Source organism: Limosilactobacillus albertensis (genome assembly GCF_014145555.1).
In the GTDB taxonomy this organism is placed as follows: Bacteria; Bacillota; Bacilli; order Lactobacillales; family Lactobacillaceae; genus Limosilactobacillus; species Limosilactobacillus albertensis.
On record NZ_JACIVD010000069.1, the window covers coordinates 18,502 to 44,488 of the forward strand.

Genomic DNA, 25,987 nt, shown 5'->3' on the forward strand with positions numbered 1-25,987 from the left:
TTATCCTACCTATCTTTAATTAATTTTTTGTCTTCCGTTTTCCTAATCCAAGGCCTAATAGTCCTACAACACCAGCTAACAATCCTAATGCAGTAATTGCAACTGAGTTTTGCTCACCAGTTTGTGGTAATTGCTGATTTTCTTTTGTCGGACTATCTGTCGTCTCACCCTTCTCACTCACACTCATTGTCGCTGGTTGAGCTACCGGTTGAGTCTTTTGAAGCGGCTTAACAGATACGGGTTGAACAACTGCTTCTTGATTAACCTCCGTTTTGGGTTGGTCTACCGGATCTGATACCGGAGTTTCTTTGTCAGCTGGGATGATTGGTTGTTCAGGAATAGTTGGTTCCTTTTGATCACCCTCATCTGGTTCAGGAGTAACCGGCTCTGGTTGAACTGGCTGCTCATCTGCCACGTATTTTACAACATGATTAATATTTTCATTTGTATGAGAAACTGTAATCGCTGGTATTTCGGCTTGATCTGGATGGAAGCCCGCGATTTCTGGCGTCTTAACCATCTCGATTGTTTGATCTGGACTCCATTTGTCTTCAATCACTTCACCAGTCCACGGATTTGTCACCACCGTATGAGTAAATTCAACAGTAATTGTTTTATCATCAGGTAGACTTGGTCGCCCTTCCGTCACGCCGTCTTCATACTCATACTTAACGTTTTGCGTTACCTTTTCAGTTTCTGTCGTAACATTTGGAGCTGCGTAGTTAACCACATACTCAGTGTCACCACTTTCATGTGTCACATTCACTGTGCTTCCAGCTTGTGCAAGGTCGTAGTAAAAGCCTGCTAGTTCTGGGGTCGTAACCAACGTAAAGTTTTGTGCTGGACTCCACGTACTCGAAAGCACTTCACCTGTGAATGGGTTTGTTAATGTCGTTTGTGTGAACGTTAACGTCTGGATATTATTTTGTGGCAATACTGGCCGTCCCGTTGTAACTCCATCTGCGTATTGATACTTAACAGTTTGTGTCACCGTTTTATCTTCGGTAGTTACACGTGCCGGTGCATATTTTACAACATACTCAGTATTAGCACTATCATGAGTTACCGACTGGCTGCTTCCAGCTTGTGCCATATCATAGTAGAAGCCCTCTAGAATTGGCGTATCTACCAAACTAAAGCTTTGAGCTGGTGTCCACTCATCCGAAATCACTTCATTCGTAAATGGGTTAGTAGTCACTGTATGGGTAAAAGTAAGCTTTTGGACATTGTTTTCTGGCAATAAAGGCCGTCCAGCGGTTACCCCATCTGCATACTCATATTTAATATTTTGAGTAACCTGTTGTTCTTCAGTAACCACTTTAGCTGGTGCATACCTAACAACATACTCAGTATTAGCGTCTTCGTGAGTAACTAGTTGATTACTACCCGCTTGCGCAATGTCGTAGTAGAAACCTGCTAGTTCTGGTGTATTAACTATCGTAAAGCTTTGCGCTGGACTCCAGCTAGTAGATACAATCTCGCCCGTAATTGGATTTTTAACAATTATTTGAGTAAACGTCAGGTTCTGTATATTATTCTGTGGCAATGTTGGCCGTCCAGCGGTTACCCCATCTACGTACTCATATTTTATAGTTTGTGTTATTGTTTTAATTTCGCTTGTTGTATCTGGTGCAAGGTAGTATACATCATAAATCTTATTAGGACTCTCATGCGTTACCGCCACTGTATTACCTGCTTGGGCCTGATCATAGTAATAGCCAGCAATAGTTGGTGTTGTAATTACCGTAAAGTTTTGCGCTGGACTCCATGTGTCATTAATCACTTCACCTGTAAACGGGTTCGTTAAAATCGTCCGCGTGAACTCAAGTTGTTGAACATTATCAGTCGGTAATAATGCTGGGTTTCCACTTACACCGTTTGCATAATGATATCGAATTGTCTGGGTCACTACCTTACTCTCAGTCGTTTCTGTCGCTGGAGCATAGTTAACAACATACTCAGTATCGCCACTTTCATGCGTTACATTCACCGTGCTTCCTGCTTGAGCTAAGTCGTAATAGAGACCTGCCAGTTCTGGGGTCGTAACCAGCGTAAAGTTTTGTGCTGGACTCCATGTACTTGAAAGCACCTCACCCGTGAATGGGTTCGTTAATGTCGTTTGCGTAAACGTTAACGTCTGGACATTATTTTGTGGTAATACTGGCCGTCCCGTTGTAACCCCATCTGCGTATTGATATTTAATTGTCTGGGTCACTGTCTTATCCGTGGTGGAAACCTGTGCAGGCGCATACTTAACAACATACTCAGTATCGCCACTTTCATGTGTTACCTCAGCATTACTACCAGCTTGAGCTAGATCATAGTAAAATCCTGCAAGTACCGGGGTTTCAAGGGCCGTAAAGTTTTGCGCTGGACTCCATGTATCTGAAATAACCTCATTAGTGTATGGATTAGTAACTACTACACGGTTAAACACTAGCTTTTGGACATCCGTTTGTGGCAAGGCCGGCCGATTTTCTGTAACACCGTCAAGATATTCATAGCGGATTGTTTGAGTTACATCTTTCGTTTCAGCAATTGTGCTTACCGGCGCCGCATAGTTAACCACATAGTAAGTATCACTGTCTTCTGGAACTACGTAATCATTACTTCCTGCCACTGCAATATCTGCATAAAAGCCATTGATCGTTGGTGTTTGTACTAGTTCAAACTGATCATTTGTCGGGGTCCAATAGAACGCAACAACATTACCGTTAAATGGATTTGTAAGTGTTGTCTGGGTAAATGTAATATATTGGACATTATCTTTTGGCAGTTCTGGACGTCCCTGACTATTCCCATCTGCATACTGATAGTGAACAGTCTGGGTAAGCACCTTATCTTCGGTTGTCGATGTTGGTGCTGCATAGTAAACAATATATTCAGTATTACCGCTTTCATGCGTCACACTCTCAATACTTCCTGCCTTGGCATCACTGTAGTAGTAGCCGTCTAACTTAGGAGTATCAACTAACGTGAAGTTTTGTGCTGGCGACCAAGTAGTACTTATAATTTCCCCAGTTTCGGGGTTGCGTTGAATAGTCGCAGTAAACGTTAACGTTTGAACATTATCTTTCGGTAATTCCGGACGTCCATCTGTCACTCCATCAAGATACTCATAACGAACTGTTTGAGTGACAGTCTTTTCTTCAGTTGATTCATTTGGTCCGGCATATAAGACCGTAAATGCCGTACTCGGTGTCTCATGGGTAACATTATCATTTCCGCCAACTTGTTTTTGGTCTGCCCAGAAACCTTCAATCTCCGGTGACGCTACCGCTGTAAATTGTCCTGCTGGTGTCCACGTATCTGAGATTACTTTTCCTGTTACCGGGTTTGTAATAACCGTATGTGTAAATGTCAAACTTTGTACAACATTCTGTGGTAATACTGGTCGTCCCTGTGTAATTCCATCAGCGTATTTATATTCAACGGTTTGGGTAACAACCTTTTCTTCGGTATTAACAACAACGCGTCGATATTGGACCAGGGTATCTGCACCTGGGTTTCCAGGAATAATCGTTGCTTGAGTAGGATCTGCTAGTACCCACCCCAGCGCTGTTAAATCAGGTGCTTGGGTTGCTCCTGCTTTGTGCGGATCATTAGGATCATTATTGTAGATTGGTTGGTCAGCCCCAGCGATTGGATTACCATTTTCATCTACTGGAATTATCTTTCCCAAGTCAGCATAAATTAATTGTACCGAGTTAGCTCCCGGAACAAATGGGTTACGGGCAAGAGTACCATTACTAAAAGTCTTGTATTCATTAACCGGAACTGTCACCGTTTCTGTTTTTTGTCCTGGTCTCAAGAGAGAAATGTTCATTGTCCCCTGTGGATCAATTAATTCGTATATTAGTGTTTGTGAAACATTACGATCCCAATCATACAATGTCTTTTGGTAATATTGACCAATCTGGAATTGCGATATTGTTCCTTCATATGCTCCGTTGGCGGTATTTGCCAAACTCCCTTGCTGGTTAGTAAGATAATAGCCATTTAGTACCTGCTTATAGCTATCAACATTTGTAATCACAAATTGTTGGCCTGTAATCCCGTTAACCGGAACATTTGCAGGAAGGTTTTCGCTAGTAGTATAGTTACCATCCTTGTCCAGATAAATATATTCGATCGCTGGTGCATTGTTTTCTGGCGAAATATCAACTTTATCGGTGTAGTGAATACTATTTTGGTTTCCTAAACCATAAACTGGAGTAACCCGTAAATAAGATTTTATTGAAACGGAGGCCGGAACACTAATTTCTTTTCCGTTAAATTCTAATGTATATGCACCGGTATTGGAAACTCGATATACCTGTGTTTGCTGAGGGTTCTTAATTGCTGAACCATTACTGCTAACTGTTATATCAACATATTCATTAGGCCTCACGATATATTTTTGATAACTCTTTGTATAAGAAGCATCTGTCACATAAAGATAGTTAGTCCCCTGTGGATCAGTAGTGTCAACAGATAAAATTAAGTGCGCATCTTTACCGTTAATTGTTGATCCATCTAATTTAACGATTTGATAAATGTAGTATGGCTCGCCCAGAGCATTTTTATCAACTAATTTAGCCGCATCAGTTGGATAATTTGCTGGATTGCTTACTGTAATTGTTGAATCAACCGCTTGAGTAGAAGTAGTCGCAACAGCCGATGCCGTACTTGTACTTTCTGCAGCTACTCGATTAGCAACCGATGTTTCAGCCGGTTGAGTCATCGTTGTAGCACTAGCAGCTGCTGACTCACTTTGAGGTGCATTGCTTTCAGCGGCTGATTCACTTATGAACTGTCCAGTTTGAGCACTTGTTTCAGCGGTTGTTTGTGAACTTTTACTCAATTGATTTTCAGGACTTTCAGCAATGTTGCTTTGTGCCGAAGCTGGTGAAAGAGTAACTTCATTATCACTTAGGTTACTCACCGTGGAGGCTACTACCCCCCCCACATTATCTACGTTCTCCGTAGTATCAGCGTGAATTATCTGCTGACTTCCTCCCCATAAAATTCCAGCTGAAATCAACGCTGTCATCCATAATTTCCCCGATTTGTATAACTTGTAATGTTGTTTTGTTTCCATCTGTCGTCTCCTTTTTGTGTAATTTGTAACTACACTAAGTATAAATGAAAGCGGAAACAAGTTGGTGGTCAAAATTAGGAGTTTCTATAAACTATTTCTAAAATTTATAAGCAAATTCTAAATTTGTTTAAGAGATATTAAAAAAGGAAGCCATCGCAACTTCCCTTATACCGTTATTCACTTATTTTACGTTCAAAATAATGAGCCAGTTTTGCTTCTGGATAAACACCCGTCACCTTTTCCTTAGCTTCACCATTGCGGAAAAGAACTAAACTTGGGACACTCATCACCTTATATTGTTGAGCAATACTTTGGTTGCCATCCACGTTTAACTTAACAAATTTTATTTTATCGCCGAATCGTTGCTCAAGCTTTTCCATTACTGGTTCCATCATCTTACATGGCCCACACCATGGTGCCCAAAAATCAACAATTGTTAGCGGACCCTGGATGATTTCGTCAAAGTCTGCTGGTGTCGCATTAATTGCCATTTTTACCTACCTTCTTTTTTCGTGATCTGCGCATAAAATGTATGATAATCGTTACGGCAAAAACAAGCAAGATAAAACTACCAAAAATCCCTGATGGAATCTCAATATCAATAGCCGGGATCGTCAAGAATAACTTAATTGCAATCACAAAGATTAAAATATATGCCATTGGTTCCAATTCAGGTACCTTCCGCATTAACTTCATGATCACCTCTGCAATTCCACGCATACATGCAATCCCAATCAACCCACCAATTAAAACGATCACTGGGTTTTCTGAAACAGCTAATGACGCTAGTACCGAGTCAATTGAGAAAATAATATCCATGAACTCGATTTGTAAGACAACCATCCAAAACAGCTTCCGTCCCGATAATCTGGACTTACCTGTTCGCGCCTTACGCATCGCCCGTTTACCAAAAAACTTGTTGTGGAAGTAACGATAGACAAGGTAAATTAAATAGGCAGCTCCAATAACTTTGATTTCCCAAAAGTTAATCAGGTAGACACCAATTCCGATAATTAAAAATCGGAAAAGGTAAGAACCCCAAATCCCATAGAAAAGCGATTCTTCTTGTTCTTTTAACGTTGGTAATACTCGAGTCTGAGCTGCTAATACAACAGCGTTATCGACAGACAGTAAACATTCAATCATAACTAACGATAGAATAATCAACCAATCTTGTCCTGATGTAACAACCGTTGCCCAGTTATGTGGATCAAAAAATGGTCCATACAACTTCTCTAAAAGTGACAATTAATGTCCTCCTTTATTCAAATTTGTATCTTTTGCTAAGTTATATTTTACCAAATAATTTTGAAAATAGGACGGTAACGGGGCAGTAATGTTTAAAGATTTCATTATAAATGGCAATATTAACTTTTGCTTCCACCCATGCAAAAGCATTCCTTCTGTCGACTTTGGATTATAAAGCGGATCGCCGACAATCGGGTGCCCGCTATGTGCCAAGTGAACTCGCAACTGATGCGTCCGTCCTGTCGCTAATTGAAGTTTTACAAGTGACCGCGCTTGGTTGCTAGCGATGACCTGATAATATGTTAGCGCCGGTTGTGCATTTTCCCCATTGACCTGATGAAGATGTGGATTAACTGGGTTGCGTCCAATTGGCCAGCTTAGTTCTCCCTGCCCTTGCATTTTTCCTTCAACGACCGCCAAATATTGACGGTGAATGCGGCCATCACTAATTAAGCGGTTAAGAATCGGTACTACAATCGGATTCTTGGCAATAATAACGGCGCCACTTGTTTGAAGATCAATTCGATGAACCATATAAGCATTATTTTCACTATCCGCTAAGTAACCAGCAACATCATTCATTAAAGTTCCCGGCTCCCCGTGATAATTTGGATGGGTCTTTTGTCCCCGAGGCTTATTCACTACTAATAAATCACGATTTTCATATAAGACCTTTAAGTGCGGATGAGCAGAGGGCACATAGTCGTTTGCATCCGGTGTACGGACCTCATCACCACAGAACTGTAGTAAAATCTCATCTTCACTTTGGACATGTTCATTCATCGAAATATATTTTCCATTAACGAGCACTGAGCGCCTAACCCTTAGGTAGTGAATTAATCGGTTAGGGAGCAGCCATTGATCGTGAAGCAAGTGACGCAATGGTTTAATCTCCTGATTATCACTTAACGTTTCGATAATCTGCCATTGATAATTCATTTCATTTACCTCTTTTAGTCGAACTTTAATAAAGTTATTTTACTTTATTTCCCAGGAAATATTTAGAATATTTTCAAGCAGGTTTACTTTTTAGCAATAATAGCGTTGAATAGAATATGAGTAAATTTAAGGGGATGAGTACTGATGTTAACAACCGAGCAGATTAATGATCATAGTAAATGGATAAGTATATTTGAACCCCTTCCCCATGAACGACTAGACTTAATCGAAAAATATGAGGTTACTCAAGAGTTACTTGATTATGCGATTGACCCATACGAAAAAGCCCGGGTTGAAATTGATCAAGATGCCGGTGTCACATTATTAATTTTTGATGTTTACGTCCCAACTCATGCAGTCACTGCCCCGCAAACAGCACCAATTGGGATTATGCTAACTGCAAATAATATTATTACCTTCACAAATGCGAAAACTAATTTTGTGAACGGAATTGTTGCCAATCAGCTTCAATTGCTAAAAAAGCATGGCAATAATGAAGACAAGCTAAACTTGGTTTTCCCCGTCCTTTACCGCCTTTCTACTGATTATTTCGGTCCGCTTCGTCGTGCAGACCAACAGCGACAAGAAATTCAACGAAATCTTCAGCGCCGAACTGGACGACAAGCTATTACCCAATTTATGGAAATCGAAACCGGCTTAGTTTATATTCTTACCTCCCTCAAAGGAAATGTTTCCTTACTTGAAGAATTTAAACGACGCTTTGGCAACCATATCACTACTAAACAATATAATGATCTTGACGATGTCATTATCGAAGCCCAACAAGGTCTAGAAATGGCGCAAATGACCTCAGACGTTTCTGCTCGTGTTTCTAATGCCTACAGCAAGGTTCTCGATAGTGACTTAAACCAAACAATGAAATATCTCACCATTTATTCAATTGTCCTTTCGATTCCAACAATTGTTTCTGGTTTTTATGGCGAAAACGTGAAGTTACCGCTTGCCAATGGAACATACTCATGGGTCTTCACCATTTTTATCACTTTAGTTTTAATGTTGGCATGTGTGATCTTCCTGATTAACCGTCATTGGTGGAAATAAAATAGGAAAAGCTGAGAACACGATAAGTTCTTAACTTTTCCTATTTTTTATAAATTATCACCGCGTTCAAACTGGAACTTAGAATTTAATAATGCTTCATGTAAAAGCTGATTAATTAGTTCATGAGTTTCGTTTAAAACATGGTTAGCAGTTTTCATATTTTGTTCAGTTAAGTAATTAATTAAATTAGCCGAATTCTGAATCTGGGCTACTTCCGTAATTTTATCAACACGACTCACCCCATAGCTTTGGCAACGGTCACGAAAGTCATTCACTTCATTGATAAAGTCGTGGTAACGAGGTTCAACAATTACTTCCAACAACTTGTTTAACCAATAAGCACTTTTATCCGGTTGCGCATCATTGGTTGCATACTTGTATTTAGCAGGTGTATCACAAATGTTAGTAAAGAATGGAACATATGGACTATAGCAGTAAAAGCCGAAATTAATCCATTGAATTGCAGCATACTGAGCGGGTACATCATGACGAATTTGTAAAATGCATGAGCTTTGATTACGATCAAGCGCAATAGAACGAAATTTCCGCTGTTCTTTAAGGTCCCCAGAAGCGAATGTGCCCATTGGATCATATGGCGTGCCATTGTAGTGCGATGATAAGAAATATTCAACATCTTCAATCGCAATTTTCTTCTCAGCGTGTTGGATAAAGGGAATATTCTGACTAGTAGGTTCTTGTTCTAATGATGGCGTGAAGAGTTTTTGCCCGTACCAGGAACGTGGCGTGTTATAGTAGGCATCAGCTTCATCTTGTGTTCCAAAAATATTGCGAAAATTAAATGTTTGTGGATTAGGATTTAAGTGGTACTTTTCAACAAAGTTCTGAATTTGTGGTGCATACATGAAGTTATCGTGATCATTAAAATCAATCTCTTCAATACACATAATGTTTGGGGCAATCGCATAGGCATCATCCGGAATTCGCTGGGCAACCCATTGATGGCCGCCACCAGTCTCAAAGTACCATACCTCATCTTTATCACTAAAGGCAATTCCATTACTTTCACCAGTGCCATACTTTTCGATAAGTCTTCCTAAACGCTGAACCCCTTCGCGAGCCGACTTAATAAATGGCAAGACAAGATAAACCATTGAATCTTCGTTAACCCCGTTTTCAACTAACGGGTCATGCCCAAGCACCCGTGCATTTGTCATTTCGGTTTCAGTGGCGCTCATTGCAACATTGTATTCATTAATCCCCTGTTCATCCCATCGTCCGTCATCTGGAACACCATTAGGAGTCGCTGTGTAACGGCATCCTTGTCCTTCCATTTCTACTGTTAAACCATTATATTTTGATACATAATGTTCTCCAGTATAATCCTTCGCTGGAAAAATCTTAAAAGTTTTCGGGTTAACCCCATCCTCAGCATCTTCATCACGTGCAATAATCGTCGAGCCGTCAATTGTAGCATCTTTTCCGACAAGCATTGCAGTACAACTACTCATTAGCTTCTTCATCACAATACGCTTCCTTCCATGGTAGTTAATGTACTTCTTAATGATACCACTCCATCAAAGATTATATTTAAAAGCATAATAAATGAACATTTACCAATATCAATCGTCACTTTTAACGGCAGATTCCGAACTAAGCATTGAAAATAGCCGCGATTAATGCTAGGATAACAACATTAAAATAAATAGCCTATATAATACCGAAATATGGTCGGTTAGTTTCTACCTAAAGCCGTAAACTTTAGACTATAAGCACTTCTTAAAAACTGATACTGTCTGTTTTTAACTTAAAGCTTTAAAAATCGGTAGAGAGGCTGGAAATTTTTCAGGCTCTTATTTTTATTTAGGCGTGTTAATTTTTGAGGAGGTATATTTTGAAAGAACCTGTTTCATCTATTCAAGCACCTAGTCACCGCACTAAACTCGATTTTACCCGTCAATGGCAAAACTTTATTCTTGGGTTTCAACATTTACTTGCTATGTACTCAGGAGACGTTCTTGTCCCGCTATTAATAGGTCATTACCTACATTTTACAACCCTTCAGATGACCTACCTTGTTTCAATTGATATCTTTATGTGCGGAATTGCGACTCTCTTGCAATTAAAACAAACACCATTAACTGGGATTGGTTTACCAGTTGTTCTCGGATGTGCCGTTCAGGCTGTAACGCCCTTAGAGACAATTGGCGGTAAACTTGGAATCACCTACATGTATGGGGCCATTATTGCTGCCGGAATTTTTGTGTTCTTAATTGCCGGCTTTTTTGCCCGACTAAAAAAACTCTTCCCGCCAGTAGTGACAGGTTCTTTAATTACTATTATCGGTTTTACCCTTGTTCCGGTTGGTTTCCAAGATCTGGGAGGCGGCACGCCAACTGCTGCTTCGTTTGGTGCACCTGCTAACCTTTTCATTGGTTTCTTAACAATTATCATAATTTTGGTATTTAATGCTTTTGCACGAGGCTTTATGAAATCAATCGCAATTTTATTAGGAATTTTAATTTCTTCATTCATCGCCGGGGCAATGGGGTTTGTTTCCCTCAAGCCAGTTAGCGAGGCCGCGTGGTTCCATGCCCCGCAGCTTTTCTTCTTCGGCATCCCCCGTTTTGACACTAGTGCAATGATTACAATGATCCTTGTTTCTCTTACTACAATGATTGAATCAACAGGTGTTTTCTTTGCCCTTAGCGATATTACCGGACGCCAATTAACAACAAAAGACCTTGAACGTGGTTACCGGGCTGAGGGCATCGCCGCAGTTCTAGGCGGACTTTTTAATACGTTCCCTTATTCAACTTTTTCGGAAAATGTCGGTGTCCTTAAAATGTCGGGAGTAAAAAGCCGGCAGCCGGTTTACTATGCTGCCTTTCTATTACTATTACTCGGCCTATTGCCTAAGGTCGGCGCACTAGCCACCGTTATTCCAGAACCAGTGCTTGGCGGTGCCATGATTGTTATGTTTGGAATGGTCGGTGTTCAGGGAGTTCAAATCCTTCATAAGGTTGACTTTTCAAATAATGCCAACCTCTTAACCGCATCTGTCTCAATCGGGCTTGGTCTTGGAATTACCATGTATCCACAGTTATTCCAACATATGCCAACAGAATTTCAAATTATTCTCGGTAACGGAATTGTCGTTACCAGCATTTCAGCGGTATTGCTCAACCTATTATTTAATCATCGATGGGCATCTGCTAATTAGTTCTTTCTCATCATTCTTTAATTTAGTTATTGACATTCAAATCTAAGCACGATATTATAATTGCAACAATTATCGTTTCAGTAGGTCCTTCGTTAGGGGTAAGAGAGCCGGTGGTTAAGTGCGAACCGGTCAGGCGGAGTGATTCGAATTATCACGAGATTTAGATTGTCCGGCCATATTCAGTGCCGTTACCACCTGATATGAGCGTGCATAATATCAGTATGCGCAAGTGGGTGGTACCGCGGTTTAAAATTAATCGTCCCGTTGATGTAAATATCAACGGGGCTTTTTTATTTCTAAGGAGGAATTTTAATGAAAAATATTCATTTCAAAGAGGCGATAACCCTCTTACTAATTATGCTAATTATCTTGGGAACAGCGGTGATTAAGTTTGGACTATCACCACAGATCCCTGTATTGTTTGTCATTGCTTTGCTTATTTTCTGGGTTAAATTCCGGGGCGCCAGTTGGGACGAAATCCATCAAGGAATTCAAGAGGGAATCGGTACCGCAATTATCCCTATCTTTATCTTCATCCTTATCGGTGCCCTGATTGCCGTGTGGATTCAAGCGGGGGTTATCCCAACCATCATGATTGTCGGCTTTAAACTAATCAGCAGTCAATTCTTTGTACCCTCAACGTTTATCGTCTGCTCCTTAGTCGGGCTATCAATTGGTAGTGGCTTCACAACTATTTCAACAATCGGTATTGCTCTCTTTGGTATGGGGGTTGCCCTCAATGCAAATCCCGCATTAGTAGCTGGTGCAATTATTTCTGGTGCCGTCTTTGGTGATAAGATGTCACCTCTTTCTGATTCAACTAATCTTGCTTCTGCGATTGCCGGTAGCGACCTTTTTGCTCACATTAAGAACATGATGTGGTCAACAATTCCATCCTTCATCGTTTCCTTAATCCTATTCTGGTTCCTTGGCAATTCCAGTTCACACATGAGTGCTAGTAAAATAGCGCACACAATTACTATCCTTAACCAACATTTTTCAATTTCATGGTGGGCCTTATTACCAATTGCCTTAATGTTTATTTGTGCTTGGCGACACATTCCAGCTATCCCAACACTATTTATCAATATTATCGTGACTGTTGGCATGATCTTCTTCCAAAAATCCGGGACATCCCTTCAGTCGCTGGCAAAACTGATCAGTGATGGTTTCGTTGCTCATACTAGCGATACAACTGTCAACACCCTGCTAACTCGTGGTGGTGTCAGCAGTATGATGGGAACCGTTTCGTTAATTATCGTGACCCTTTCGCTTGGTGGTATCTTAATGAAATTCAATATTGTTCAATCAGCAATGAAGCCACTCGTTGACCACCTTCATAAGCCTGGTAGTCTTATTACGGTTACAATTCTTTCTGGTATCGGAATTAACCTTTTTGTCGGTGAGCAGTACCTCTCTGTTATTCTTCCTGGTAAAGCCTTTAAAGGTGCCTTTGACAAAATGAACCTCTCTCCACTAGCACTCAGTCGGGTTCTTGAGGATGGCGGAAGTGTTATCAACTACCTGATTCCATGGGGCGTTGCCGGATCATTTGCGGCTTCAACTCTTGGCGTGCCGGTTCTCCACTTCCTTCCATTCGCTTTCTTTAGCCTCTTCTCCCCAGTATTCTCTATTCTTAGCGGAATTACTGGTATCGGCTTGAAGTGGCAAAAGGGAAAGCAAGATAAAGCTGTTAGTGCAAAGGAACTATAATATAAGTTTTATCAACCCGCTAAAATACAAAATAGGACTTCAGTACTCGGTAAAGCCGAACGCTGAGGTCCTATTTGTGCTTGTGGGGACGTGAAAATGAAACCTCGAATAGCTTCCCGTCCTTCCGCTTTTACTTATTATATTCAACAATTTCCATATCATCATCAGTCAACGTTGCGCGTGTTAGGCTCCCATTAGCCGGACGCTCTGTTACATCATATTTACCATGCCCAAAGCGTTCAACTAAACTTAATAGAGTATTACCATGACTTACCCATAAAACATTCGCACCGTCAGGTAAATCAGCATCGCGAATAAGCGCTAATCCTTTATCCATCCGTTGCCAGTATTCTTCACTGTTTTCAGCATCGTGGAATGGGTCAGCGTCTTTTAGCCAGTCTTTTGCTTGACCGATAGAGTATTTCTCAACAATCTCGCGGAAGTTCTTCAATCCATGTGGTGCTCCGGCATTATACCAGGCAAAATCCATGTTTGTACCTTCATATGATCCGTAAAACTCTTCCCGAAAATAAGGGGCAGTTATTGGATGGTCCACCGAGTCAGCTTGGTTAATATTTAAGATTACTTGCGCTGTTTCCATTGCGCGGGGCAAGTCACTGCAAAAGGCAGCATCAAAGTGAATTTTTTGTAGCTTTTCTCCAGCTAGCTTTGCATCCTCTTTTCCTTTCATTGTTAACGGGGAGTTACTCCACCCTTGTAATTTGTTATAGATATTAAAAAAAGTTTGCCCGTGACGAACAAGATAAATATTTAATTTAGTCATCGCGATCCCTCCATACGTTTATTGTACCGCTTACAAGTTCTTAATACTATTTAAGAACTAACTTTGAGCTTTAAACATATTTCCTTCATATTATTCTCGTAGACTAAGCAATATAGGAGGAAGGCATTATATATGAAACTTAGAGACACTAATCAACCAAACATCGTTGCTGCGAAGATTATCAATGTTACTAAAAGAAATGTTACGGTGATTACTGAAGATGGGCACTTACTCAGAATTCCGCTAACCCAACAATATCGGCAAGATAAAACCTTACATGCATCGTTAGTTGATATTCTAAAGGCTGGTATCTGGATTCCTGTAAATAAGAAACTCAAAAAAATATTCAATTACGACTGGTTACCTGCCCCTACTCCAGTAACTGTACCAGCAAAGAATTAAGTTTCTTCAATGATTTCCAGAAAAAGAATGTTTTACAGCAATCTGTGATAAAATAATTCTTGATTTGTCGAATTTTCACTTCGATAATAGAGAACAAAACACATTGATTGCGAGGAACATTCCTAATGAAAAAATTAAGCAAATTTGTGGATACTAGGATTGGTTTTTTCACCCTCCTAGTTATCCTTTTTTGGTTAAAGACCCTGTTTGCTTACTTTACTGATTTTAAGCTTGGCGTAACGGGAATTTTTCAATACCTTATTTTAATCTTTAATCCGTTAGCCACAACCTTCTTTATTTACAGTTTGGCATTCTATTTTAAACGCTCCCGATTCTTTTACCCTGTCATTATGGGGCTAGACATTGCTAATACATTATTACTTTATTTAAATGTCATCTACTATCGTGAATTTACCGATTTTATGACAATTGCTACAATGACTGGTTATTCTAAAGTTAATCAGGGATTAAGCGGTAGTTCATTAGCCCTCACTAACTTTCACGATGTCTTTTACTGGCTAGACATTGTGATAATTCTTATTTTATTACTCTGCAGGGTTATCAAATTTGACCCCCGAGCAATCGGAACCCGCCTAGCATTTGCTTTTAGTTCTGTTGGTCTCGTCTTATTTGGTGTTAATTTATCCTTTGCGGAAATGAGCCGCCCTCAATTACTGGGTCGGACGTTTGACCGTTCTTATATCGTAAAGTATCTCGGTATTGATACTTTTACCGGTTATGATTTAGTAAAATCGCAACATATTAACAACATGCGGCAAAGTGCCACTAAGCCTGAATTATTAAAAGTGAAGAAATTTACTGATAAGCATTACGCTCCTGCTAATCCGCAAATGTATGGAATCGCTAAGGGACGGAATGTGATCATAATTCACCTTGAAAGTTTCCAACAGTTCTTAATTAACAAGAAAATCAACGGGCAAGAAGTTACACCATTTCTTAACTCGCTATACAACGGTAAGGATACCTACTCATTTGACAATTTCTTCCATCAGGTCGGTCAGGGAAAAACCAGTGATGCGGAAAACCTCCTTGAAACAAGTACGTTCGGCCTACCACAAGGATCGCTATTTGCCACTCTAGGAAGCGACAATACATTCCAAGGTGCGCCAGCAATCCTAAATCAACGGGCAGGTTATACTAGTGCAGTATTCCATGGAAATGTTGCCAGTTTCTGGAACCGTAATAACGTTTATAAAAACTTAGGCTATCAATACTTCTTTGATGCTAGTTATTATGATACGTCCGGCGACAAAGCTACAGGATACGGTCTTAAAGATAAACTATTATTTAAGAATTCGGTGAAGTATTTGCAAAGCTTGCAACAGCCTTTCTACGCTAAGTACATCACAGTTACTAATCACTTCCCTTATACCCTCGATGATGAGGATAAGGATCCAAACTTCCAAACAACTAATACCGGTGATAGCAACGTTGATAATTACTTTGTAACAGCTCATTATCTCGACCAGTCAATTCAAGAATTCTTTAATTACCTTCAAAAAACCGGTCTTGATAAAAAGTCCGTTATTATGATTTATGGTGACCATTACGGGATTTCTAATAGTGAAAATACTTCCTTAGCTAGTGTTCTCGGTAAGAATGCGGATGATTGGACTGACTTTGATAATGCTCAGCTTCAACGAGTTCCACTAATGTTTGTCATTCCGGGAACAGGTCACGGAAAGGTTTATCATACGTATGGTGGCGAAGTTGATGTCCTCCCAACCCTGCTCCACTTATTGGGAATTAGCAGTAAACGATACATTCAGTTTGGAACTGATTTATTCTCTAGCAAGCATAACCAGGTAGTTGCTTTCCGGAATCGTGATTTTGTTACCCCTACTTATACTAGTGTCGGCGGAACAATTTATAATAATAAAACTGGTAAAGAAGCAAAACTAACTAAAAAACAACAAGAAAAATTAAAACGCGATCAGGATTTTGTGAATGAAGAATTAAGTCTTTCTGATTCACTAAACGAAAAAAACCTGCTTCGTTTCTACCATCCAAAAGGCTTCAAGAATGTTAATCCTGCTGATTATAACTACTCTAATGGTCTTAAACGCGCTGAACAGATTGAAAAAGAAAAAGGTATCAAATCAACAAGTATCTTCTCCGAAAACGGTGATCGGTCAACTGTTGATGATTATGATACCGATGCCCCTGAGCAAAACCATTCATCAACTGATTCAAACCGAATTAAGATTACTAACCCAGATGCAAATAATAAATAGATAAAAAAGCTGTTATCTCATGGCGAATACCTTGGGATAGCAGCTTTATTTTTGAAGATATTTAACTATCTGTTGTGCAATTTCCGTTGGGGTTAAGTGATCTGTCACTATTCGCAAGTCAGCACAGCGATCGTAAAATGGTTGCCGTTTATGTTGTAATTGACGAATACCCTCTACGTCTAATGTATTTCCTAGCGGCCGGTTATCCTGTTGTTGAAGCCGGCGGTAGGTCTCTTCTGGACTTGCAGCAAGAAGGATAACTGGAACTCCCGCATGGCGAAGTAATTGAAGGTTGTCCTCTCGCAATGGCGTTCCTCCACCAGTTGCAAGGATTCCTTCAAAGTCCATGCTTTGTTTTAATACATCGTGTTCAAGTTGCCGAAAACCTTGTTCACCACTCTGCGCAAAAATTTGGGGAATAGTTTGGTGACTCTGCCGTTCAATTTCGCGGTCTAAGTCAAGAACCTGTTCATTTAGTTGCTGACCAAGAAGCTGACTTACCGTTGTCTTTCCGCTCCCCATAAAACCAATCAAAATTAATTTCACCATCTTCACCTCGTTACTATTTCATAATCTTTTTCTAAAATACGAGCAGCTTGGTCACGAGCTTCTTCCGTGTTGAAAACTAATTGCAGGATTCCATTAATATCTTCGCGAACTTCTAAAATTTGGATATTAATAATTGATAAATGATGTTTTGCTAGCATCCCTGTGACCCTTGCGATTTCACCACTTTTATCCGGAATGTTGAGGAACAAATCGTAGAATGGTGCACGGGCTGGTGTATTCAAACTCTCGCGGCTTACCTTAGCCTGCTTGAAGAAATCAAATAATGCTGACCGGTCTTCTTTTTTAATCAGAGCGCCAATGTTTTCTAACCCTGTAATGTAACTGGTTAACTGTTTCAAAATTAATTCCTTATTGTTCAGCAGGATTGCACTCCACATAGTTGGATCTGAGGCAGCAATTCTCGTCACTGATTTAAATCCTCCCGCGGCTACTCGCATTCCAACAGGTTCATCTTTGAATGCCTGCTGGGTCTGGTTAACCAATTCGGCCGCAATGATATGTGGAACATGGCTGATTTGGGCCACAATTTTATCATGCTGAGATGGCGTTAATTCAAGCCATTTAGCATTTGTTCCCGCCAGTAACCAAGTTAATTTTGAAGTATCAGTAGATTCTGATGCTGGCAATAAAAAGTAGTAGGCATTCTCAATTAGGTCCGCGCGTCCTGCTTGAACACCAGACTTGTGCGATCCTGCCATTGGGTGGCCGCCGATAAAAGTTAAGTTCCGTTGCGTTAAGACCTTGCCCGCCTGCATAATCGTTTGTTTGGTACTACCGACATCAGTGATAATTACTCCTGATTTTAATTTCAGATTAGCCAGTGCGGTAATATCCTTGATGATTTGTGAAACCGGACTTGCCAAAATAATGTAATCAGCCTGATCAACCCCCGTCATATCAGTCACAACCCGGTCTGCAATATTGTTTTCTTTTGCATATTGCAGCGTTTCTTCATTGACATCACTTGCAATAATTTGTATTTGAGGATGGTCCTGTCTGATTGCGCGGGCTAATGAGCTGCCAATTAATCCCAGCCCCTTAATAAAAACTGTTTCCACCATTAATTCCTCCCTGTCAGTGTTCCTAAATCAGTAAAGAAGTCAGGATATGAAATATTAATTGCTTCCTCATTAGTCATCGTTAATTCATCACTTGCTTTCAAGGCCGCGATTGCACCCATCATGCCAATGCGGTGGTCACCGTAACTTGCTAATTGCGGGTTCCGAACTTGCCACGTTGGCTGACCATCAATAATCATGCCATCTGGTAATTCCTCTACATGAACCCCTAATTTTCGTAATTCTTCAACAACGGTCTTAATCCGATCCGTTTCTTTCACCCGTAATTCTTCTGCACCAGTAATTACGCTACGTCCATTTGCACAGGCCGCTAGCAAAGCAACAAGCGGTAATTCATCAATTAAACTCGGGATCATTTCTGCTCCAATGTTAATAGGGCGAAGTTTACTAGTCTTAACGGTGATATTTCCCAACGGTTCGCCTTTCGTTGGTAATTCCTCAATTGATAAGTCAGCGCCCATTTTTAGAAGGACCCGAATGATTCCAGTTCGGGTTGGGTTTAAGTTAACACGCTGTAAAGTTATCTCTGAATTAGGAACAATCGTACCGGCAACAAGGAAAAAGGCCGCTGAGGATATATCCCCTGGCACTTCGACTACTTGCCCCGTTAAATGCGGGTGCGGTACTACTGAAATAATTCGGTTATCCCTTGTCATAATCTCGGCGCCGAATTGTTGGAGCATAATCTCGGTATGATTACGAGTTGGCAGTTTTTCAATAATCGTTGATACGCCATCTGCTTGTAAAGCTGCAAAAATCAAAGCACTTTTTACTTGGGCACTAGCAACTGTCATTTGGTATTCAGCATGGTGCAAAGGGTGACCAATAACTTTAGCTGGCAACGTTCCATTTTGCGTCAGTTCAACCTTTCCGCCAAATACACTCAGAGGTTGACTAACCCGTTTCATCGGTCTTTTTTGAAGCGACGAATCGCCAATCAAAGCGGTTGTGAAGTCTGTTCCTGCCAAAATGCCCATCATCAACCGGGTCGTTGTTCCAGAGTTCCCCATATCTAATGGGTTTGCGGGTTGCGTTAATCCATCAAATCCTTGCCCGTGAACCAACACATCGGTTCCTGCTTGTTCAATTTTAATGCCAAGGTCTCTGAACGCCTGCATTGTTGAGCGGCAGTCTTCACCATCGAGGAAGTGATGAATCGTTGTATCACCATGGCTGATTGCCCCCAACATAATTGCACGATGTGAGATACTCTTATCTCCTGGGACTATCAAAGTACCATGTAACCCATTTTTAGCTGGTAGCAATCTTTTCATCTTTTATTCCTCCTCGTATTCGATAAATACTCCAAAGCATCTTGGCAGTATATTCTTCTTTAATCTGTATTTCAGGCGTCAAACGGGCAAATTTCTTACTTGTTAAAGCGTACCGGCCGTCATTTACGAATCGTTGATAAGCCTCATATTTACTGGGAACCGTCACGATTGTTACTTTTTCATTAACGCTTTCCCGTAACAGCTCTAGTGTGGCAGCATGAGTATAAGCAACTGATGAGCTAGTATCTGTACGTTGTAATAACACCAGGGAGGCCAGCTCGGTTACTAAACTATCGACTAATTGCAGCTGTTTAATATATCGATAATGCAGATCACCCCAGCTATCCCCCTGCTGATCTCGGAACGCTGCGGGAACAATCAAATAATTATCGGTTAACTGGTCAAGGTGCTGGTATATGTCTTCAAAGCTCGGATGCAATTTGATCTGCGCGTCGAGATGCCGTTTACGAATATAAGTCACAGCTGCCTGATAACTATCCGTCTCCGCTGGCCCTAGTGTGTGAATAATCATTAATATTCCACCAATTCGCGTCGGTAACGATCAATCTCACCTTTAAGCCGTTCAATATTTGAAGATTCAAATGCATCTGTCACCGCTTTAGCCAATTCAATTGCGACAACATTTTCAACAACAATTGATGCTGGAACAATCGCCGTCGTATCTGATCGTTCAACATTTGCCTTTAACGGTTCCTTAGTGTTTACATCTACCGTCTGCAATGGCTTGTAAAGAGTCGGGATTGGCTTCATTGCCGCATTAATAATGATTGGCATCCCATTAGTCATCCCGCCTTCAAAGCCACCGAGATGATTAGTGAGCCGAGAAAAGCCGTTCGCTGGATCATAGCTTATCTCATCCATTACCTGACTCCCCAAATTGGTAGCGTCCTTAAAGCCATCACCAAAGCTAACCCCTTTAATTGCATTCACTCCCATAACAGCACCAGCTAACTTAGCATCTAGTTTAGTGTCCCAGCTAACATAGCTGCCTAATCCAGCAGGGACATTTTCAACTACTACCCTGATAACGCCGCCAAGGGTATCACCTGCACGCTTCGTTCGGTCAATCAAATCATGAATTGATGCAACCTTATCTTGATCAAGAATCCGTAAATCATTAGCTTCCACTTGTTCTTTTATCTGCGCAACATTTAGCGCTGGAGAAATGCCATCGTCTGCTTTCACCGATCCTACTTGCTGAACATAGCCGATCACCTGAATTCCAAGTGCTGCTAATAACTGTTCACAAATATTCCCAATTGCAACCCGGATTGCCGTTTCCCGCGCAGAAGAACGCTCCAGAACATTTCTTAAATCGCGGTGACGATATTTCATTCCGCCAACTAGGTCCGCATGACCAGGACGGGGATGTTCGACCCGCCGAACAGTATTAGCTGGCGTTGCCGGACTAGTTGGGTTCATAATTTCAGACCAGTGCGCATGGTCACGATTTTTCACAACTAGCGCGAGCGGCGAGCCGAGTGTTACCCCATGGCGTAAACCACCAACTATTTCAACCTGATCATGTTCAATCTTTTGTCGGTTCCCGCGCCCGTAACCTCCCTGTCTGCTTGCTAGCGCCTGATTAATTTCGTCAACATTAATGGTTAAACCAGCCGGAATTCCTTCAATAATTCCCGTTAACTGCGGACCATGTGATTCTCCTGCTGTAATGTAATGCATGTGATTCAATCCTTTCGTTGGCTTTTTTGGTATTCTCGTGAACGGTGCATGATTTCCTGATAAATTTCCTGGAGATACGGGAGCAGGTCAGAGCGATTAGTTAATCCCGCAACTTTGGTTAACACCTGTTGTTCACGTTTGGCATCAAGAACCGGTAAGTCATGTTTCAGCTTATAGTCGTTTACCTCTGTTACAACATTAAAACGCTCTTCAAGAAGCTTTACCAGCTGTTGGTCAAGTTCATTAATTTTCTTTCGACTTGTTGATAAATCTTCCATATTAACCCTCCCTATTCATGTAGTACATCAAAAATTTTACTTAATTCGGTCACTGCCAATTGGCCGGGAGCAGATGCTTTGCCAACTGTACCAAAGCTAATGCATGAGCCAAAAATTTCGCCACCAATCCGAATTATTTTTCCTTGTTGTCCCATTCCAATCGCCACTAAAGGAATTCCATCTGCTAAATCCGCATGGTGAAGACTGGTACTCAAAATCGTTAATAAATCTTCGCGTGATCGTGGCATAACCGCAAACTTTGCAATGTTGGCACCAAGATCAGTCATTTGTTTAATCCGTGCTTGTAAGACATCTGCAGGCGGTGTTTTGCAAAAATCATGGTTACTCATAATAACTTTAACTTGTTCTTCATGTGCTAACCGGACCAAAGGCAATACTACAGTTGTCGGTCGCAAAACTTCGATATCAATTAAATCGACTAAATGACTCTTAATTAACTCTTGGTAAATATGTGAATACTCAGTAAGCTGAAATTGGTAATTACCGCCCTCTCCTTTTGTCCGCAGGGTAACTAGTAATGGGTGGCTGTCTAAGATTTGGCGTAACTTACGAGCTGTTTCGATGATTGCTGCATTGCTATGAATATTGTCAAAAAAATCCAACCGCCATTCGACCATATCAATTGGTTCTTGACAGGCCCGTTTTGCTGCATCAACTAATGCTGCTGTCGTTGTCTCTACTAAAGGAACCGCAATTTTAGGCTTGCCCGTCCCAATTTCAAGTCCACTTACTCTAACCGTTCGCATCTAGCCTCACTCCTCGTTAAACAATAACTGGTGAATGTATTCAACAGGCATCTCTTTCCCTGTCCAGAGTTTAAAGGCTTCCGCACCCTGCTCAAGCATCATTCCTAGACCGTTGAGGACATGCTTAACACCAGCTTCCTTAGCAACTTTCATCAGCTTTGTTTCCCGTGGTGCATAAACGGTATCAAAAACAATCATATCTTCGTGGAACCATGTTGGGTCTTCAACTAAGGTCATATCTTCAAGCGGCTTCATCCCTACTCCGGTTGAATCGCAATAAATATCAGCAGTTGCTAATTCATGTTTAAAATCAGCGCGGTCTTCTAAGTGGTGCAAACTAGCATGGCATTTTGTCTGTGCATTAATCATTTCAACATTCTTTTCAGCCTGCTTCCACTGGGCATCTTGGCGGTTAAAAATTGTAATTTCTTTTACCCCATCTAATGCTGCCTGGATAGCAATCGGTGTTCCCGCGCCACCAGCTCCAGTTAATACCATTTTCTTTCCCCGAATATCTAATCCTTCGTCTGCTAACGACTTCATAAATCCGGTTCCATCAGTAGTGTAGCCGGTTAATACCCCGTTATCGTTTACGACAGTATTCACCGCCCCTGCCATCTTAGCTGCTGGTGATAATTTATCTAATAACGGTAAAATCTTTTGCTTATTTGGCATTGAAACATTTGAACCGCGCATATCAAGTGTCCGAATAGCCTGAACTGCATCTGCTAATTGATCATTACCGACTTCAAAAGCAAGGTAGGCGTAATTTAAGCCAAGCTTGGCAAAAGCATTGTTATGCATCGTTGGTGACATTGAGTGTCTGATTGGTGTTGCCATTAGTCCAATTAAAATTGTGTGTCCATCAATTCGTTCCATTGTTAATCTTCTCCTTTACATTTAACAAAGCTAAAACAACCATTAAAACCGTACCGCTCAAGGCGACTGCTAAGTCCCCAGCAAATGCTAATTGAATACTGTGGGTTGATAAAACTCCTGTAATTAGCGGAACCGTGAACGATGCAATACTACCAAAGAAGTAAAATGCCCCGGTTACCATTCCCCGATGATGAGGGTAGAGGTTCATGAAAACCGTTAACCCTGTTTGCATAATTCCTCCAGCAGCGCTAAAACCAAACACTAAACTTGCAATACTTACGAGGTTAATATTATTGCCTTCGATTAAAATAATTAATAATGCAATAACCGCAACTAAATTCAAACTAATTAATAAAGTCATTTCATTAATATTCCGCTTCAATAAGATGAATAGAGTAATTACCCCAATAATCGAACCAACACTGTAAAGCGATAGGAGAGTATGGGCAGTAAGGTTACCGTATCCTAGTGACTTTTGGGCAAAGAGGGTAATCCATTGAGTAAACCAAATCATCACGGCCATTGAGGTGTAGCCGTATCCTAATAAAAGAATTGTCGCAAAAATTTTCCTTAGTGACTTTTTTGATTGATTAACCGTTTGCTGGTGGTGACGGAGCGTTACCCGTTGAATTTTAGGAAACTTAACCGTACTCATGTTAATCATATTCGCAATTGTTAATACCGCCATCACGATAAAAGACCAACCGAACCATAGATTATTGGCGGATAAGGCTGCAACGATTAACGGTAAGATAAATTCGCCAATAGAAACAAAACCTTTAATTAAAATCGTATCGTAGCCTTTACCATTATTCATTTCTACTAACGTCGTGTATGTCCCTGCATCCAAAGCGGAATTAGCAATCCCAGCTAAAATTGCCAGACCATAAGCAACTGGAATACTATGCGTTATTACCATTCCCAACGCAAAAATTAGGTAACAGGCCATTCCAATAAACACAAATAATTTCCGACTAAGCATATCTGCTAGCGTTCCTGTTATTAGGTAGGCAACTAAACGGCCAATTCCAATTCCTGAAATAACAAAGGATACTGTTTTAATCGGTACTTGCCAGGTGCCACCAAGAGCGACCATGTTTTGTGCTAAGATAATGATTCCAAAGCCATGGATCAGGTAATTCATGTAAAGGCTTAATGACAGGCGTCGTTTATTAATCTGTGATTCTGCAATAGGCATTTCCATATCTCTTCTCCTTTAATAATCGTAAAAAAGCGCTAACTAGATCTGAGACTTAGTCAATCTAGTTAGCGCTTTAGGCAACGACAATCTGCCGTAATTATATACAGGAATCCTGAATATCTCGCTCTACTAGACCAACACCTAGCAAAGCATCATTAACTCAACTCTGCTTAGGTCCGAACGTCCCAGTCCGCACCTAAACAGCACGGACCTACATAAAGTAAGCAAAGCCGAAATAATATTTCTTAGTAGTTAATGATAATGAGGTCATCAAGAATCTTCCTTTCCGTTTAATTATTGTCTATTATTAAAACATTCTAATAATTTAAAGTCAACACTTAATTTTAAATCACTTAAAAGTAACTAAGCTTTCCACAATTCTTCAAAAGTGATATTGTTATGTAGTACACAAAGTATAATTGGAGGGATTTTTATGGTTGAAGAATTTGGTTCACCATCGTCTTATATTCAAGGTAAAGGTGTACTTTTCGCAAGTAACAAGTATTTACAGAGTTTCGGTAAAAAGCCCCTATTATTAGCAGGCAGTACGGTTTACAAAATCGTTGGCCAAAAATTTGAAGAATATTTACAAGATAATGGCTATGATGTTACCCGCGTCCAATTTAACGGCGAATCATCAACTAATGAAGTTGACCGCGTAACCGCTATTGGTAAAGAAAATAACGTCTCGGTAATTTATGGTCTCGGTGGCGGTAAGACTGTTGACACCGCTAAGGCTATCGCTGATAACTTGCACCTGCCAGTAGTTATTATGCCAACACTTGCCTCTAATGACGCTCCTTGTTCACGCCTTTCGGTTATCTACACTGATGACGGTGGCTTCGATCACTACCGGTTCTATAACCAAAATCCTGACTTAGTGTTAGTCGATACCCAGGTTATTGCCGGCGGTCCCGTTCGCATGTTGATCTCCGGAATTGCAGACGCTCTTGCGACAAATGTTGAAGCACAAGCAGTTGCTAAAGCTAACAGTGATACAATGCTTGGCGAAAAGCAAACCTTAGTTGGTAATGCAATTGCACAAAAATGTGAGGAGACATTATTTAACTACTCGCACCTTGCCGTTGCTGCTGCCCAAGATCATGTTGTTACACCAGCGCTCGCTAAGATTGTTGAAGCTAATACCCTTATGAGTGGTCTTGGTTTTGAAAGCGGCGGTTTATCTGGTGCTCACGCAATTCACGATGGCTTAACGATCCTTGAAGAAACACATGACCTAACGCACGGTGAAAAGGTTGCCTATGGAACATTGACCCAACTAATGCTTGAAGGCGCTAATAAAGAACGCTATGACAAGTATTTCCAATTTATCTTATCATTAGGCTTACCAACAACTCTTGCTGACCTTCACCTTGAGAACGTTTCTGATGAGGAGTTACTCAAGGCTGGAGAAGCTGCTTGTTCTGAGCAAGACACAATGGACCGCTTACCATTTACCGTTACCCCTGATGATGTAGCTCAAGCATTCCGTGCCGTTGATGCTTATAGTAAGCAATATCTAAGTAAGCACCGTTGCCACCATAGTCGAATGTAATCAATATCTTAATATC

Annotated in this window: 21 protein-coding genes and 1 riboswitch; of the genes, 6 read left to right on the forward strand and 15 right to left on the reverse strand. The window is 40.8% G+C overall.

Going from position 1 to position 25,987, the window contains the following annotated elements:
- Positions 1-19 precede the first annotated feature (19 nt).
- The 4 genes from H5S41_RS08705 to H5S41_RS08720 all read right to left on the reverse strand — a co-directional run bounded on the left by H5S41_RS08705 (position 20) and on the right by H5S41_RS08720 (position 7,267).
- The gene (locus H5S41_RS08705; RefSeq protein ID WP_182603002.1) at positions 20-5,080 is read right to left on the reverse strand and encodes a mucin-binding protein; all 5,061 of its coding nucleotides are present in this window, start codon (positions 5,078-5,080) and stop codon (positions 20-22) included.
- 173 nt (positions 5,081-5,253) lie between these two features.
- Complete coding sequence (gene trxA, locus H5S41_RS08710) at positions 5,254-5,571, reverse strand: thioredoxin (RefSeq protein WP_153709281.1); 318 nt, start codon at positions 5,569-5,571, stop codon at positions 5,254-5,256.
- Complete coding sequence (locus H5S41_RS08715; RefSeq protein ID WP_153709282.1) at positions 5,561-6,328, reverse strand: MeeY/MeeF family manganese export membrane protein; 768 nt, start codon at positions 6,326-6,328, stop codon at positions 5,561-5,563. Before H5S41_RS08715 ends, trxA begins: the two co-directional genes overlap by 11 nt.
- Positions 6,329-7,267 (reverse strand): RluA family pseudouridine synthase, encoded by a 939-nt coding sequence (locus H5S41_RS08720; RefSeq protein WP_182603003.1) that lies wholly within the window; start codon positions 7,265-7,267, stop codon positions 6,329-6,331.
- A 144-nt stretch (positions 7,268-7,411) separates the two neighbouring features.
- On the opposite strand from H5S41_RS08720, the gene H5S41_RS08725 reads away from it, so the two are divergent.
- Positions 7,412-8,329 carry a magnesium transporter CorA family protein gene (locus H5S41_RS08725; protein WP_182598552.1) on the forward strand — a complete coding sequence of 306 codons (918 nt, stop codon included), beginning with the start codon at positions 7,412-7,414 and terminating at the stop codon, positions 8,327-8,329.
- Between the two features lie 47 nt (positions 8,330-8,376).
- Here the strand turns inward: H5S41_RS08725 and H5S41_RS08730 are convergent, their stop codons facing one another.
- Positions 8,377-9,810 (reverse strand): C69 family dipeptidase, encoded by a 1,434-nt coding sequence (locus H5S41_RS08730; protein WP_182603004.1) that lies wholly within the window; start codon positions 9,808-9,810, stop codon positions 8,377-8,379.
- A 167-nt stretch (positions 9,811-9,977) separates the two neighbouring features.
- Positions 9,978-10,076: riboswitch (purine riboswitch) on the forward strand.
- Positions 10,077-10,181: 105 nt separating this feature from the next.
- Between H5S41_RS08730 and H5S41_RS08735 the strand changes: the two genes are divergently transcribed.
- Complete coding sequence (locus H5S41_RS08735) at positions 10,182-11,510, forward strand: nucleobase:cation symporter-2 family protein (protein WP_153709286.1); 1,329 nt, start codon at positions 10,182-10,184, stop codon at positions 11,508-11,510.
- A gap of 312 nt (positions 11,511-11,822) precedes the next feature.
- Positions 11,823-13,223, forward strand: a complete 1,401-nt coding sequence (gene nhaC, locus H5S41_RS08740) for a Na+/H+ antiporter NhaC (protein WP_182598550.1) — start codon at positions 11,823-11,825, stop codon at positions 13,221-13,223.
- Between the two features lie 130 nt (positions 13,224-13,353).
- Here nhaC and H5S41_RS08745 read toward each other — a convergent pair whose 3' ends face one another.
- On the reverse strand, positions 13,354-14,007 hold the full coding sequence (locus H5S41_RS08745; protein ID WP_182603005.1) for a histidine phosphatase family protein: 654 nt from the start codon (positions 14,005-14,007) through the stop codon (positions 13,354-13,356).
- A 132-nt stretch (positions 14,008-14,139) separates the two neighbouring features.
- On the opposite strand from H5S41_RS08745, the gene H5S41_RS08750 reads away from it, so the two are divergent.
- A complete protein-coding gene (locus H5S41_RS08750) occupies positions 14,140-14,409 on the forward strand; it encodes a hypothetical protein (RefSeq protein ID WP_153709289.1) in 270 nt (89 codons plus the stop codon).
- Between the two features lie 125 nt (positions 14,410-14,534).
- The gene (locus H5S41_RS08755) at positions 14,535-16,664 is read left to right on the forward strand and encodes an LTA synthase family protein (RefSeq protein ID WP_182598548.1); all 2,130 of its coding nucleotides are present in this window, start codon (positions 14,535-14,537) and stop codon (positions 16,662-16,664) included.
- 45 nt (positions 16,665-16,709) lie between these two features.
- Here H5S41_RS08755 and H5S41_RS08760 read toward each other — a convergent pair whose 3' ends face one another.
- The 9 genes from H5S41_RS08760 to H5S41_RS08800 are packed head-to-tail and all read right to left on the reverse strand — an operon-like array spanning position 16,710 to position 24,419.
- Positions 16,710-17,213: a shikimate kinase gene (locus H5S41_RS08760; protein WP_220483290.1), complete on the reverse strand. Its 504-nt coding sequence runs from the start codon at positions 17,211-17,213 to the stop codon at positions 16,710-16,712.
- Positions 17,214-17,215: 2 nt separating this feature from the next.
- Complete coding sequence (locus tag H5S41_RS08765) at positions 17,216-18,292, reverse strand: prephenate dehydrogenase (RefSeq protein WP_182603198.1); 1,077 nt, start codon at positions 18,290-18,292, stop codon at positions 17,216-17,218.
- 2 nt (positions 18,293-18,294) lie between these two features.
- Positions 18,295-19,587 carry a 3-phosphoshikimate 1-carboxyvinyltransferase gene (gene aroA / locus H5S41_RS08770; RefSeq protein ID WP_182603006.1) on the reverse strand — a complete coding sequence of 431 codons (1,293 nt, stop codon included), beginning with the start codon at positions 19,585-19,587 and terminating at the stop codon, positions 18,295-18,297.
- On the reverse strand, positions 19,565-20,119 hold the full coding sequence (locus H5S41_RS08775; protein WP_182603007.1) for a hypothetical protein: 555 nt from the start codon (positions 20,117-20,119) through the stop codon (positions 19,565-19,567). The genes aroA and H5S41_RS08775 overlap by 23 nt, the downstream gene beginning before the upstream one ends.
- Positions 20,119-21,291 (reverse strand): chorismate synthase, encoded by a 1,173-nt coding sequence (gene aroC, locus H5S41_RS08780; protein WP_182603008.1) that lies wholly within the window; start codon positions 21,289-21,291, stop codon positions 20,119-20,121. Before aroC ends, H5S41_RS08775 begins: the two co-directional genes overlap by 1 nt.
- A gap of 5 nt (positions 21,292-21,296) precedes the next feature.
- Positions 21,297-21,569 carry a chorismate mutase gene (locus tag H5S41_RS08785; RefSeq protein ID WP_153709295.1) on the reverse strand — a complete coding sequence of 91 codons (273 nt, stop codon included), beginning with the start codon at positions 21,567-21,569 and terminating at the stop codon, positions 21,297-21,299.
- 11 nt (positions 21,570-21,580) lie between these two features.
- Positions 21,581-22,336 (reverse strand): type I 3-dehydroquinate dehydratase, encoded by a 756-nt coding sequence (gene aroD, locus H5S41_RS08790; RefSeq protein ID WP_182603009.1) that lies wholly within the window; start codon positions 22,334-22,336, stop codon positions 21,581-21,583.
- A 6-nt stretch (positions 22,337-22,342) separates the two neighbouring features.
- Positions 22,343-23,215 (reverse strand): shikimate dehydrogenase, encoded by an 873-nt coding sequence (locus tag H5S41_RS08795; RefSeq protein ID WP_182603010.1) that lies wholly within the window; start codon positions 23,213-23,215, stop codon positions 22,343-22,345.
- Positions 23,202-24,419, reverse strand: coding sequence for an MFS transporter (locus H5S41_RS08800; protein ID WP_182603011.1), 1,218 nt, complete (start codon positions 24,417-24,419; stop codon positions 23,202-23,204). Before H5S41_RS08800 ends, H5S41_RS08795 begins: the two co-directional genes overlap by 14 nt.
- Before the next feature lie 430 nt (positions 24,420-24,849).
- Between H5S41_RS08800 and H5S41_RS08805 the strand changes: the two genes are divergently transcribed.
- Complete coding sequence (locus H5S41_RS08805; RefSeq protein ID WP_182603012.1) at positions 24,850-25,971, forward strand: glycerol dehydrogenase; 1,122 nt, start codon at positions 24,850-24,852, stop codon at positions 25,969-25,971.
- The last annotated feature ends 16 nt before the right edge of the window (positions 25,972-25,987 follow it).